The 12,919-nt window shown below is 65.4% G+C and carries 11 protein-coding genes; 1 reads left to right on the forward strand and 10 read right to left on the reverse strand.

Going from position 1 to position 12,919, the window contains the following annotated elements; genetic code table 11:
- Positions 1-24: 24 nt before the first annotated feature.
- The 8 genes from truA to leuC all read right to left on the reverse strand — a co-directional run bounded on the left by truA (position 25) and on the right by leuC (position 9,923).
- Positions 25-882 carry a tRNA pseudouridine(38-40) synthase TruA gene (gene truA, locus CCZ28_RS05870; protein WP_237141957.1) on the reverse strand — a complete coding sequence of 286 codons (858 nt, stop codon included), beginning with the start codon at positions 880-882 and terminating at the stop codon, positions 25-27.
- 60 nt (positions 883-942) lie between these two features.
- On the reverse strand, positions 943-3,567 hold the full coding sequence (locus tag CCZ28_RS05875) for a FimV/HubP family polar landmark protein (RefSeq protein ID WP_167509215.1): 2,625 nt from the start codon (positions 3,565-3,567) through the stop codon (positions 943-945).
- Positions 3,568-3,690: 123 nt separating this feature from the next.
- On the reverse strand, positions 3,691-4,686 hold the full coding sequence (locus CCZ28_RS05880) for an aspartate-semialdehyde dehydrogenase (RefSeq protein WP_140216756.1): 996 nt from the start codon (positions 4,684-4,686) through the stop codon (positions 3,691-3,693).
- Between the two features lie 77 nt (positions 4,687-4,763).
- Positions 4,764-5,876 carry an aspartate-semialdehyde dehydrogenase gene (asd, locus tag CCZ28_RS05885; RefSeq protein ID WP_140216757.1) on the reverse strand — a complete coding sequence of 371 codons (1,113 nt, stop codon included), beginning with the start codon at positions 5,874-5,876 and terminating at the stop codon, positions 4,764-4,766.
- A 56-nt stretch (positions 5,877-5,932) separates the two neighbouring features.
- Complete coding sequence (gene leuB, locus CCZ28_RS05890) at positions 5,933-7,015, reverse strand: 3-isopropylmalate dehydrogenase (protein ID WP_140216759.1); 1,083 nt, start codon at positions 7,013-7,015, stop codon at positions 5,933-5,935.
- A 19-nt stretch (positions 7,016-7,034) separates the two neighbouring features.
- Positions 7,035-7,799 (reverse strand): class I SAM-dependent methyltransferase, encoded by a 765-nt coding sequence (locus CCZ28_RS05895; protein WP_058762555.1) that lies wholly within the window; start codon positions 7,797-7,799, stop codon positions 7,035-7,037.
- A 43-nt stretch (positions 7,800-7,842) separates the two neighbouring features.
- Complete coding sequence (leuD, locus tag CCZ28_RS05900) at positions 7,843-8,487, reverse strand: 3-isopropylmalate dehydratase small subunit (protein ID WP_058762554.1); 645 nt, start codon at positions 8,485-8,487, stop codon at positions 7,843-7,845.
- Between the two features lie 11 nt (positions 8,488-8,498).
- Positions 8,499-9,923 (reverse strand): 3-isopropylmalate dehydratase large subunit, encoded by a 1,425-nt coding sequence (gene leuC, locus CCZ28_RS05905; RefSeq protein WP_058762553.1) that lies wholly within the window; start codon positions 9,921-9,923, stop codon positions 8,499-8,501.
- 142 nt (positions 9,924-10,065) lie between these two features.
- Between leuC and CCZ28_RS05910 the strand changes: the two genes are divergently transcribed.
- Positions 10,066-10,941: a LysR family transcriptional regulator gene (locus CCZ28_RS05910; RefSeq protein ID WP_140216761.1), complete on the forward strand. Its 876-nt coding sequence runs from the start codon at positions 10,066-10,068 to the stop codon at positions 10,939-10,941.
- A gap of 259 nt (positions 10,942-11,200) precedes the next feature.
- On the opposite strand, the gene CCZ28_RS05915 is transcribed toward CCZ28_RS05910, so the two are convergent.
- Both CCZ28_RS05915 and CCZ28_RS05920 read right to left on the reverse strand, forming a co-directional pair.
- Positions 11,201-11,437 (reverse strand): DUF1289 domain-containing protein, encoded by a 237-nt coding sequence (locus CCZ28_RS05915; protein ID WP_240795236.1) that lies wholly within the window; start codon positions 11,435-11,437, stop codon positions 11,201-11,203.
- A 29-nt stretch (positions 11,438-11,466) separates the two neighbouring features.
- Positions 11,467-12,876: a carbohydrate porin gene (locus CCZ28_RS05920; protein WP_437179207.1), complete on the reverse strand. Its 1,410-nt coding sequence runs from the start codon at positions 12,874-12,876 to the stop codon at positions 11,467-11,469.
- Positions 12,877-12,919 lie beyond the last annotated feature (43 nt).

The following is a 12,919-nucleotide window of genomic DNA, read 5'->3' on the forward strand; positions in this document are numbered from 1 at the left end:
CAGACCGCCCGCGCAGCGTCAGCCTTACGGGATTTCCAACTCCGGCACCCGCCCCAGGAACAGCGGCCCCAGCGGGCGCTCGGGCAGTTGCAGGCCGTCGGGATATTCCACCCGCACCAGGTAGAGTCCGAAAGGATGAGCCGTGACCCCGCCCTGGCGCCGCTCGCGCGCGGCCAGGACTTCGGCGACCCACGCCACCGGACGATCACCGCAACCGACCGCCATCAGTACCCCGGCGATATTGCGCACCATGTGGTGCAGGAAGGCATTGGCGCGGATGTCCAACACCAGTAGCCGGTCGTTCTGCCAGAGGCGCAGGTGATGCACCGTCTTGATCGGCGACTTGGCCTGGCACTCCTTGGCGCGGAAAGAAGTGAAGTCATGGGTGCCGATCAGCACCTGGGCTGCCTCGCGCATCCGCTCGATGTCCAGCGGGCGATGGTTCCAGGTCACCTCCTCCGCCAGGTGTGCGGGTCGAATGGGATCGTTGTAGATCACATAGCGATAGCGCCGGGCCATGGCACTGAAGCGCGCATGGAAGTCGTCACCGACCGGCTGAACCCAGGTCACGCTGATGTCCGGTGGCAGGTTGGCGTTGGTGCCGAGCACCCAGGCCTTGAGCGGTCGTTCGACCGGGGAATCGAAGTGCACCACCTGGCCGCTGGCATGGACGCCGGCATCGGTCCGTCCGGCGCAGCTGATGCTGATGGGCGCGGCTGCCACCTTGGACAGTGCCGCCTCCAGGGTCTCCTGGACCGAGCGGACACCCGGCTGCTGGCGTTGCCAGCCACGATAGCGGGCGCCCTTGTATTCGACACCGAGGGCGATGCGTTGCGGAGGGACGATGACGGTGGGGTCTAGAAAATCCACGGCGGCAGCCAGGCGAAAAAAAGGGGAGGCAGCTTATCGGTGCCTCCCCTCCTCTGCCAAGCCTGGCAGGTATCAGCTGAGCTGGGCGAGGATCTCGCGGGCTTCCTGCTGCTGCCCGGCGTTACCCTCGGCCAGCACTTCGTCGAGGATGTCGCGGGCGCCTTCAGGATCGCCCATGTCGATGTAGGCGCGGGCGAGATCCAGCTTGGTGGCGGTCTCGTCTTCGCCCGACAGGAAGTCGAAGTCGTCCAGGCTTTCTTCTTCGGCGGCCGGACCCTTCGTCGTCTCGGCATCGAATTGACGCGAGGCTTCCTGCAGGCGTGCGGCGAATTCTTCGTCGCTTTCGCGCTTGGCTGCGGGTTGCTCCTCGAAGTCGGCCAGATCGAAATTCGCCGGCAATTCGGCAACCGGCTCTTCCCGGGCATCCAGTGGCTCATCGAAGGTCGAGGCGGCAGGCGCCTCGTCACGCGCCAGATCGCCCTGACGCTCGAACTCGCTGAAGTCCAGGGCGAAGTCATCGTCCTTGGCGGCAGGAGTGGTAGCGGCGGCAGCGGGCTCGGGATCGAAATTGAGGTCGAAGTCGAAATCGTCGCGGGAATCGGCGGCCTTGGCCTGGGCATCGGCGAAAGCCTCGCCGAACAGGGGCTCTTCGGCTGGACCGGCCGGCTGGGTCGAGCGGCCATCGTCGGTACCGAAGTCATCCAGAGACAGATCGAAGTCCTGGCTGTCCTCGGTGGCCGAGAAGCCCTGGTTACGCGACTGTTCTTCGCTCAGCTCATGGGCGGCGGCCAGAGCGGCGGCACCAACGGCTGCAGCGCCCACGGCGACGGTGGCCATGGCCGGATAACGCGACTTCAGATGATCGACCGCGGGCTGGGCGCCACCGATTTCCTTGAGCTCACGCTCTTCACGCAGGAAGCCGTCCTTGTCACCCATCTCGGCATAGACTTCCATGAGCTTGAGTCGCAGATCGGCGCGATGGGGCTCCTGGTCGCTAGCCTTCTTGAGCACCTCCGCCGCCTGGCTGAAGCGGCCATAGGCCATGTAGATGTCCGCCTGCCCCAAGGCATCGTCCTGGGCATCAGCGTCGCGCGCGCCGTCCTGAACGTTCGGATTCAGATCCAGACCGGCCAGCCCATGATGATCGCCCAGCTCGGGATCCGGATCGAAGGCCGTCTCGTTGCGTGCGGCCTCGGCCTCGCGCTCACGCTCGGCCTCCTTCACCGCATTGCGCCGGGAGTTGATCATCAACAACACCAGCAACGCCAGCAGCGCGCTGCCGCCGATGAGGCCGAGCCACAGGGGGTTGCTGAGGATATCGTCGAGGAAACTGTTGGTCGCCTCGGTCGGCTGGGTCGCCGGAGTGCTGGGGGTGACCGGAATGACCTTGGGCTCGCTCGGGCTGGCAGCGGGCGGCGCACTGCCGGTTCCCGCTTCGCTGGCCGGGGGCGTCGAGGCGTTCTCTGCCGGCGGTGTCGTGGCGGCAGCCGCTGGCTCCTGGGGAGTGGTCGCGGGCGGCGTGGCGGCCGCAGCCTCTGGTGCCGTCGGTGCCGGCTGACCCGCCGCCTGGGGATTGGCCATGCTGGCCTGCATCCGCGCGAGCTGGGCGTCCTTGAGCTGCATGATCTTCTGCAACTTGTCGAGCTGCGACTGGAGATCACCCAGGCGGCTCTTGAGCTCTTCGTTCTCGCGTCGCGTGGTATCCAGGCTTTCCTGGGTCACGGCGAGACGATCAGCGAGAGCCTGATCGCTACCCTTGCCTCCCTTCGCCCCTGCCGATTCACCCGCATGCTCGGAGGCTTGGCCGGACAGCAACTTGAGCTTGTCCTTGGGCGCCGCCGTGGCCGGTGCTTCGCTGGCATTGGGTTGATCGGCAGCATCCACCTGCCGCCGCGGCGTACCGGCGGCAGCGCCGTCGCCACCCTGCTTCCAGGCGCGGGTCTGGCGGGCGATTTCCGCCACGGCCTCGCGCTGGGAACGCGCCTTGGCCTGAGCCTGATCGGGCAGGCGCAGCACCTGGCCGCTCTTCATGAGGTTGATGTTGTGATCGATGAAGGCGTCCGGATTCAGCGTCTGGATCGCCAGCATGGTCTGGTCGACAGTGACGCTGGAGGACGGCCGATTGCGTGCCGCCACCTCCCAGAGGGTATCGCGCCTTTCGGTGGTGTAGGTACCGGGCGTGCTGGGCGCTTGTGCCGCGGGCGCGGCTGCCGGCGCGGGTGCAGCCGGAGCGGTGGCACGCGGACGTGGAGTGGCAGGGACCTGGGGAGCGAAAGGCGCAGCGGCGGCCTGCGGGGTGTACAGCGGCGGGTCGAGCAGCACCGTGTACTCGCGCACGATCCGGCCACTGGGCCAGTTCACCTCGAGCAGGAAATTGAGGTAGGGCTCGCGTACCGGACGCGCCGAGGTGATGTGAATCACGGTGCGGCCATTGCGCACCTCGGGCGTGAACTTCAGATCGTTCAGGAAGAAGGCCCGGTCGACGCCGGCCCTGCTGAACTCGGCAGGCGAGGCGAGACTGGGGCGCAAGTCGCCCGTACCGAGATCGCGCAGGTCCGACAGATTGATGGTGGCATCGAGAGGCTGATTGAGGGCGGAATTGAGCTGGATGTCCCCCAGACTCAGCGCCTCCGCAGCGCCGGACATCAAGGCGCTCGCCGCTGCTATTGCCCGCACCAGTTGCTGAACTCGAACCATGACCGTCCCTTTTTAGAATCTGTCGACCGCGCCGCCGAAGCGGCGCCTGTGTCCATCGCTGCGTGCCATTGCCGCTGCGCCGTGGCTCATGCCAAGAGGACGAAGCGTTTCACGAAGTATCTTTTAGGCCGACTGTTTAAGCAACAATTCGGCCAATTGAGTGGCGGTAAGCGCCGGCAGCCTGACGTTGTCCGCCACCAGCCAGCATTCCAGCCGCCGGGCATCGCGCGGATGACGGCGCACCCGGCCCACCAGCACCTCTTCCCGGCCCAGGGCATCGCCTACCGCCGAAGGACAGTCCAGGTCCTCTTCGAAGGATAGCCCGGGCTCGTCCCCCAGGGCCTCCAGCACCTGCTCCAGCATCCAGGCGTCCTGGCCACGCACGCTCAGGGCGAGACTGTCGCCAAAGAATACCGGGGCCTGCACGGCGGTGACGTCCAGCACCGGCAACGCCTCACCCAGCACCTGCTGACACTCGTCCAGCAGCCGATGTTCCTGGGCAGTATAGCCATCCGCTGCGGGAGCACCGGTGCGACCGAGCAGATTGAAGGCCAACTGGCCGTCGAACAGCCGTGCCTCGACGGGGCGACCATTGAGCAACTCGGCGGCCTGGCGAGCCAGTTCCTCGACACCACCCCGCCCGGCGCCGGAGGCCGCCAGGCAGGCGGTCAGGGACGCGTCGACCAGGGTATTGAGACGCGCCAGCACGGCCGCCACGCTGGCGGCGGCCTGGGCCGCGGCGAGCGGTACACCGAGCCAGGTTGCGGGAGGCAGGTCATCGAGCTGCGCACCGTTGATACGGGGCAGGACACAAGCGCCCGCCGAGGCGCCACTGAGATCCAGCACCGCACAGCCGGCCTCGATCAGTTGCGGCCTCAGGCTTTCCACCACCGCCGCGGGCACCGCGAGGATGGCGATCCCGACCTGGGCGAAATCGAAGCCTTCGAGACCGGCAACGCGCAGGTTGCTGCCTCGGAACGGCAGATTCTGACCCGCCGATTCGCCACTGGCGAGCAGGTGCAGGCGGCCGAGGGGGACTTCACGCTCGTCCAGCAGCTCGCGAATGGCTTCACCGTAGGCGCTGGTGGCGCCGACGAGGGCGATATCTCTGGCAGTCATGATAGGAGCGTCCAAAACGAAAGAGGGCCGCACTTTACTGGCGGCCCTCCTCTATAGGCAAACGTTTAGCTAGGGCTTCACTGCTCCAGCAGGATCCGCAGCATGCGCCGCAGCGGCTCCGCGGCGCCCCACAGGAGTTGGTCGCCGACGGTGAAGGCGCCCAGGTACTGGGAACCCATGTTGAGCTTGCGCAGGCGGCCGACCGGGACACTCAGAGTGCCGGTCACGGCAGCCGGAGTGAGTTCGCGCATGCTGACGTCACGGTTGTTCGGCACCAGCTTGACCCAGGGGTTGTGCTGGCTGATCAGCCCGTGGATGTCGGACAGCGGCACATCCTTGTTCAGCTTGATGGTCAGCGCCTGGCTGTGGCAACGCATGGCGCCGATGCGCACGCAGATACCGTCTACCGGGATGGGATTCTTGAAGCGGCCGAGAATCTTGTTGGTTTCGGCCTGGGCCTTCCACTCTTCGCGGCTCTGACCATTGGGCAGTTCCTTGTCGATCCAGGGGATCAGGCTGCCGGCCAGGGGTACGCCGAACTGCTCGGTGGGGAAGGCCTCGCTGCGCAGGGTCTCGGCCACCTGGCGATCGATGTCGAGGATGGCGCTGGCCGGATCGGCCAGGCTGTCGGCCACGGCGGCGTGGGTCGCGCCCATCTGGCGGATAAGTTCACGCATGTTCTGCGCACCGGCGCCGGAGGCAGCCTGGTAGGTCATGGCGCTCATCCAGTCCACCAGACCGGCTTCGAACAACCCGCCCAGGGCCATCAGCATCAGGCTGACGGTGCAGTTGCCGCCGATGAAGTCCTTGCGACCATCGACCAGGGCCTGGTCGATGACGCGACGGTTGACCGGGTCCAGCACGATGACGGCATCATCCTGCATGCGCAGGCTGGAGGCCGCGTCGATCCAATAGCCTTTCCAACCGGCCTGGCGCAGTTTGGGGAACACCTCGCTGGTGTAGTCGCCACCTTGGCAGGTGAGGATGACGTCGAGGGTCTTGAGCTCGTCGATGCTGTAGGCATCCTTGAGCGGCGCCACGCTCTTGCCAATGGCGGGGCCTTCACCGCCGACGTTGGAGGTGGTGAAGAACACGGGTTCGATCAAGTCGAAATCCCGCTCTTCGAGCATGCGCTGCATGAGCACGGAGCCCACCATGCCACGCCAACCGATCAGACCTACACGCTTCATCGCTACTGCACCTTTGTTGTCTTGAGGACGGCCGCCTCCCCCGGCGGCCGATCAGATTAACGCCTTCCGAGGGCGGCTACCACTGCCTCGCCCATCTCACGGGTACCGACCCGCTGCTTGCCTTCCGACCAGATGTCACCGGTCCGCAGCCCCTGGTCGAGCACCTTGCCCACGGCGGTCTCGATGGCTGCTGCAGCCTCGGCCGCGCCGAAGGTGTACCTGAGCATCATGGCTACCGACAGGATGGTCGCCAGCGGATTGGCCACGCCCTTGCCGGCAATGTCCGGCGCCGAGCCGTGGCAGGGTTCGTACATGCCCTTGTTGTGGGCATCCAGGGAGGCCGAGGGCAGCATGCCGATGGAGCCGGTGAGCATCGAGGCTTCGTCGGAGAGGATGTCGCCGAACATGTTGTCGGTGACGATCACATCGAATTGCTTGGGCGCCCGGACCAGCTGCATGGCGGCGTTGTCGACGTACATGTGGCTGAGTTCGACGTCCGGGTAGTCCTTGGCCACCTCCTCCACCACTTCGCGCCACAGGCGGCTGGATTCGAGCACGTTGGCCTTGTCCACCGAGCAGAGCTTCTTGCCACGCAGGCGGGCCATGTCGAAACCGACGCGGGCGATGCGGCGGATCTCGCCTTCGCTGTACGGCAGGGTATCGAAGGCCTGGCGCTCGCCATTCTCCAGCACCCGGGTCTCGCGCGGCGAGCCGAAGTAGATGCCGCCGGTCAGTTCGCGAACGATGAGGATGTCCAGACCCGACACCACCTCGGGCTTGAGGGTGGACGCCTCGGCCAGCTGCGGATAGAGGATGGCCGGACGCAGGTTGCCGAACAGGCCCAGCGCGGAGCGGATCTTCAGCAGGCCGCGCTCGGGACGGATGTCACGCTCGAGCTTGTCCCACTTGGGACCGCCGACGGCGCCCAGCAGCACGGCATCGGCGGCGCGGGCACGGGCCAGGGTCTCGTCGGCCAGGGGCACGCCGTAGCGGTCGATGGCGGCGCCGCCCAGGTCGTCGTGGACCAGCTCGAAGCCCAGGTCGTAGTCATGATTGACCTTCTCCAGCACCTTGACCGCCTCGGCCATGATCTCTGGACCGATGCCGTCGCCCGGCAGGATGAGGATCTGCTTGCTCATTGTCTTTTCCTGTTCCAAATCAGATGGGCTGGGCCCAGAGAACCATGACGTCGACGGTGAAGGAGCCGTCGTGGTCGATTTCGAAATACTGGCGCACTTCCTGGCCGATTTTCTTCTGCAGGCTGCGAATGGCCTGGCACTGGGGCTCGGGCGTGCGCATGCGCTCGGTCCAGCTGGCGAAGTTCAGATGCAGCCGCTGGCGTACGCAGCGGGTCACGCCGAGGCGCGCAGTATCCAGCAGCCGATGCCACTCAGCCAGGGAGTAGTTCCGCACATGGCTGATGTCGCGCAGGATCTCCACCGTCTGCAGGTAGGTGTCCAGGCGCGGGTTGGCCGGCGAGACCACGTCGATGATGGCCATCTCGCCGCCAGGCCGCAGTACCCGACGCACTTCGCGCAGGGCCGCGCCGATGTCGCGCCAGTGGTGGGCGGAGTAACGGCTGAAGACGAAGTCGAAGCTGGCATCGCCGAACGGCAGGTGCTCGGCCATGCCGGGCTGGACGCTGATGTTGTCCAGGCCCTGCTCGGCGGCGCTGCGCTTGACCACCGAGAGCATCTCTTCGGCCAGGTCCAGGGCGACCACCTGCCCTGCCACGGGCGCCACGTTGTAGCTGACGTGACCGCCACCGCAGCCGAGGTCCAGCACCTTGGCGTTCTCGCGCCGGGCGACCGCGTCACGCAGTTCGAGGAGTTCGGCCCCCTGGGCGTGGACGGCACTGGTCAGATAGGCCTCGGCGGTGGCGCCGAATTGCTGCTGTACGTGTTGCTCGTGTTCACCGCTCATGGAGCCTCCGGGAGAGCGCCGATCGCTGGATCGGCGGCTGGGTTCAAGCGCTGGGAAACATCCAGGGACTGCTCTGGCGATAGCGGGTTTCGAAGCTGGCGATGGCGTCGGCATCCTGCAGGGTCAGGCCGATGTCGTCCAGGCCGTTGAGCAGGCAGTGCTTGCGGAAGGCATCGATCTCGAAGGGCAGCGCGACACCGTCGGGACGGCGCACGGTCTGACTTTCGAGGTCGACCACCAGCTGGTAACCCTCGTTGGCCTCGACCTGGCGGAACAGCTCGTCGACGTCCGCATCGCTGAGGATGATCGGCAGCAGGCCGTTCTTGAAGCTGTTGTTGAAGAAGATGTCGGCGAAGCTGGGGGCGATCACCGAGCGGAAGCCGTAGCCATCCAGGGCCCAGGGCGCGTGCTCACGACTGGAGCCGCAGCCGAAGTTCTCGCGGGCCAGGAGGATGCTGGCGCCCGCATAGCGCGGCTGGTTGAGCACGAACTCGGGGTTGAGCGGCCGCTTGCTGTTGTCCTGGCCGGGCTGGCCGACATCCAGGTAGCGCCACTCGTCGAACAGGTTGGGGCCGAAACCGGTCCGCTTGATCGACTTGAGGAATTGCTTGGGAATGATCTGATCGGTATCGACGTTGGCGCGATCCAGGGGCGCGACCAAACCGGTGTGCTGGGTGAAGGCTTGCATGATCAGGCTCCTCAGGCGTTGGCGAAGTCACGGACGTCGACGAAACGACCGGCGATGGCGGCAGCGGCGGCCATCGCCGGGCTCACCAGGTGGGTACGGCCACCGGCGCCCTGACGGCCTTCGAAGTTGCGGTTGGAGGTGGAGGCGCAGTGCTCGCCACTTTCCAGGCGGTCGGCATTCATCGCCAGGCACATGGAGCAGCCCGGCTCACGCCACTCGAAACCGGCTTCGATGAATACCTTGTCCAGCCCTTCACGCTCGGCCTGGGCCTTGACCAGGCCGGAGCCCGGCACCACCAGCGCCTGCTTGAGGGTCGCGGCGACCTTGCGACCCTTGGCCACGGCGGCGGCGGCGCGCAGGTCTTCGATACGGGAGTTGGTGCAGGAGCCGATGAAGACGCGATCCAGCACGATGTCGGTGATCGGCTGGTTGGCCTTGAGACCCATGTATTTCAGGGCGCGCTCGATGGAACCACGCTTGACCGGATCGGCTTCGCGGGTCGGGTCCGGCACCTGCTGGTCGACGGCCAGGACCATCTCGGGCGAGGTGCCCCAGCTGACCTGCGGCTTGATCTGGGCGGCGTCGAGTTCGACGACGGTATCGAAGTGGGCGTCGGCGTCGGACACCAGGCCGCGCCACTCGGCCACGGCGGCCTCCCAGACGGCACCGGTGGGGGCGAAGGGACGCCCCTCGACATAGTCGATGGTGGTCTGGTCCACGGCAACCATGCCGACCCGGGCACCGGCCTCGATGGACATGTTGCAGATGGTCATGCGGCCTTCCATGGACAGGGCGCGGATGGCGCTGCCGGCGAATTCGATGGCATGGCCGTTACCGCCGGCGGTGCCGATCTTGCCGATGATGGCGAGGACGATGTCCTTGGCGGTGACGCCGAAGGGCAATTCACCCTCCACCTTCACCAACATGTTCTTCATCTTCTTGGCCACCAGGCACTGGGTGGCGAGCACGTGCTCGACCTCGGAGGTGCCGATGCCATGGGCCAGCGCGGCGAAGGCGCCGTTGGTGGAGGTGTGGGAGTCGCCGCAGACCACGGTCATGCCCGGCAGGACAGCGCCCTGCTCCGGGCCGATCACGTGGACGATGCCCTGGCGCACGTCGTTCATCTTGAACTGGGTGATGCCGAAGTCGTCGCAGTTCTCGTCCAGGGTCTTGACCTGGATGCGCGAGGTCTCGTCCTTGATGGAGTCGAGGCCTTCCTTGCGATCGGGCGTGGTGGGCACGTTGTGGTCGAGGGTCGCGAGGTTGGCGTCCAGGCGCCAGGGCTTGCGGCCGGCCAGACGCAGGCCTTCGAAGGCCTGGGGCGAGGTCACTTCGTGGATGATGTGGCGGTCGATGTAGAGCAGCGCGGAACCGTCGTCGCGCTGCTTGACCAGGTGCATATCCCAGAGTTTGTCGTAGAGCGTCTTGCCAGCCATGGATCGATTCCTCATCAGGCGTGGAGCGGCACGGGCCTTTGGCATGCCCTTGGTGCTTGTGGGGTCAAAGATACCGCGCTAGGCTCGCATGAAACAAATTCATCTTTTTCATGAAGCGCATAACCAACAGGAATTCGAAGTCGTGGACCTCGCCAATCTGAATGCTTTCGTCGCCGTGGCCGAAACGGGCGGCTTCTCCGACGCTGGCGAGCGCCTGCACCTGACCCAGCCGGCGGTGAGCAAGCGCATCGCCGCCCTGGAACAGCAACTCGACCTGCGCCTGTTCGATCGCATCGGCCGCGAGGTCAGCCTTACCGAGGCCGGCCGCGCCCTGCTCCCCCGCGCCTATCAGATTCTAGGCGTGATCGATGACACTCGCCGTGCCCTGACCAATCTCAATGGTGCCATCGGCGGCCGCCTGACACTGGCGACCAGTCATCATATCGGTCTGCATCGACTACCACCGATCCTCAGACGCTTCACCCGGGAGTATCCGGAAGTGGCGCTGGACATCCGCTTTCTCGACTCGGAAGCGGCCTACGACGAGATCCTGCATGGCCGGGTGGAACTCGCGATCATCACCCTGGCGCCCCAGACCGCGGCGCCCATCCGGGCGGTGCCGGTGTGGGACGATCCGCTGGATTTCGTGGCGGCGCCCGAGCATCCGCTAGCGAACCAGGAACAGGTCACCCTGGCCGATGTGGCCAGGCATCCGGCGGTGTTTCCCGGCGGCAATACCTTTACCCGGTTGATCGTCCATGGCCTGTTCGATGCCCAGGGGCTAACGCCCAATATCGCCATGAGCACCAACTATCTGGAAACCATCAAGATGCTGGTGTCCATCGGACTGGCCTGGAGCGTGCTGCCGCGTACCCTGCTGGATGACCAGGTACGCCGGCTGCCGCTGGCGGGTATCCAGCTGCAACGGCGGCTGGGGTACATCCTGCATACCGAGCGCACCCATTCGAATGCGGCCCAGGCGTTCATGGGGTTGCTGGATGAGGTGGAGCGGGAGTAGCGAAAGATGGTCGATGGCCGCGAGCAAACGTAGCGTGGAAAACGGCGCAGCCTTTTCCACCGGTGAGTTCATGATGAGGGGCGCCCTCACCCCAACCCTCTCCCAAAGGGAGAGGGGGCAATCCGAGTAGGCGTTCAGCTTTTCAGCCGTAGGTTGGGCTGAAATGGCTTTATCGTCGAAGCCCAACAGTGCGGGGTCGGCTTGGGCAGCGTTGGGCTTCGCTGCGCTCCACCCAACCTACGGTGATGGCGGAATCGACTCAGCCCTTCTTGAGCTTCTTCAGGCGCTTCCTGGACTTGTCGATGACTTCCTTGCGCTCGCGGTCCTTCATCTCCTTCCATCCTTTGATCTCGGCGCGTTTGCGGCCACATCCCTGGCAGACTTCGTCTTTGATCTTGCATTGGCTGATGCAGGGACTTTCGACCTTACCCACGGCAACCTCGGAAATGAAAAAGGCCCTGCAGTATAACGACTGCAGGGCCTTGGCCAGCGCCATCCGGCTGGAGGGCGGGCTATGGGGGCGATTTAAAAGACTGCTTGAACCTTCAGGCCACCCACCACGGCATTGTCGACCTCACGGACACCACCCGGATTCTTGATGTACTGCAGGTTGGGGCGCAGGGTCAGCCAGTTGGTGACGTGGACGCCGTAATAGATCTCGGCGTCGTACTCGTTGTGCTGCAGCGGCGTGAAGGCCGGATCGTCATAGTCGGTGGCACCGGCGGCCTGGTTGAGGGCGCGCTGGTTGTCGCGGAAGTCGCTGTTGGTGCTGATGCGCGCGACGCCGAAGCCGATGTCATCCTTGGGACGACCGTCGAAGGGGCCCTTGTACACCAGGCCGGCCTGCACGTAGTTGCTGACCTTGTTGACGTCCTTGGCATGGGCGGTGAAGTTGGCGAACACCGACAGACCACGGCTCGGGTCGCCGTTGTGGGCGGTCACCTGCTGGCGAGCCACGATCCAGTAGCCATGCTTGCTGGAATGTTCCTTGTAGGGCAGACCGGTGAGGGCAGCGGAATTGCCGTTGACGTCTTCGTAGACGTCGTCGGCCTTGGCGGTGCTGTAGTAGTAGCCAACGCGGTATTCGCCCGGCAGGCCATTGACCTTGGGCGACCAGACCATCTCCACCGGCAGGACCGCACCCTTGGTGCCGCTGCCATTGAGCTTGAAGCCGTTGCCGGTCTCCAGCAGCGAGGGGTTCTGCTCGTAGGCACCGACCTGCACGAACAACTCGGGGGTCAGGCTGTATTTGACGCGCAGGGCCCACTGGCTGACCGGCCAGTTGTACCAGACGCCTTCCCAGTTACCGACCTGGGAGCCGCAGAACGCCAGGTTCTGGAAGTCGCACTCGAAGGAGTTGAAGTCCTCGCCTTCGCCGAAACGACCGGCCTTGATGTCCAGACGGCCATCGAAGAAGCCCTTGGACAGCCACAGCTGGGTCAGACGCCAGGTCTGGCCGCGGCCATAGACTTCCTGCACCGAGGAGTAGCCGCCGACGCGCGGATCGGTGATGCGGTCGTCGGTCAGGTTGCGACCGTCACGGGAGGTGATGGCGAGCTTGAACACCGAGTTCTCCCAGCCGGCGATCTTGTTCATGTCGCCCCACAGGCCGAACATGTACTGGGAGCTCCAGCGACCGGTGCGATCGTCATCGTAGCCGCCGCGCAGATTGGTAGCGCCCTCGCCCACGTATTCGAGCTTGATGTCCCAACCCTTGTCGCGCAGGTCCTTGCGCACGCCACCCCAGTCGCCGGTCATGGTGTTGCCCAGCGGCTGGAAGGCAGCCTCGGTGTTGTTCACCCCGCTGAAGTTGCCACCCGGGTTGGCCTGGGGTGCGGCGTGGACGGTACCGGCCACCGCCAGGGCGAGCGCGGAGACCAGGGGCAGTGCGATACCCCAACGATTCTTGAGCTTCTGACTGTTCATTACTGAGATCCCTTTTTATAGAAGTGTTGACACCCAGGGCCCGAAACCCGCG

The organism is Pseudomonas oryzihabitans (assembly GCF_006384975.1).
In the GTDB taxonomy this organism is placed as follows: Bacteria; Pseudomonadota; Gammaproteobacteria; order Pseudomonadales; family Pseudomonadaceae; genus Chryseomonas; species Chryseomonas psychrotolerans_B.

Coding starts and splice junctions, on each gene's coding strand:
- CCZ28_RS05880 (WP_140216756.1), bottom strand. CDS start 4,686: ATGACTGCCAGAGATATCGCCCTCGTCGGCGCCACCAGCGCCTACGGT.
- CCZ28_RS05915 (WP_240795236.1), bottom strand. CDS start 11,437: ATGGCGCTGGCCAAGGCCCTGCAGTCGTTATACTGCAGGGCCTTTTTC.
- CCZ28_RS05895 (WP_058762555.1), bottom strand. CDS start 7,799: ATGAGCGGTGAACACGAGCAACACGTACAGCAGCAATTCGGCGCCACC.
- CCZ28_RS05875 (WP_167509215.1), bottom strand. CDS start 3,567: ATGGTTCGAGTTCAGCAACTGGTGCGGGCAATAGCAGCGGCGAGCGCC.
- leuD (WP_058762554.1), bottom strand. CDS start 8,487: ATGCAAGCCTTCACCCAGCACACCGGTTTGGTCGCGCCCCTGGATCGC.
- leuB (WP_140216759.1), bottom strand. CDS start 7,015: ATGAGCAAGCAGATCCTCATCCTGCCGGGCGACGGCATCGGTCCAGAG.
- leuC (WP_058762553.1), bottom strand. CDS start 9,923: ATGGCTGGCAAGACGCTCTACGACAAACTCTGGGATATGCACCTGGTC.
- asd (WP_140216757.1), bottom strand. CDS start 5,876: ATGAAGCGTGTAGGTCTGATCGGTTGGCGTGGCATGGTGGGCTCCGTG.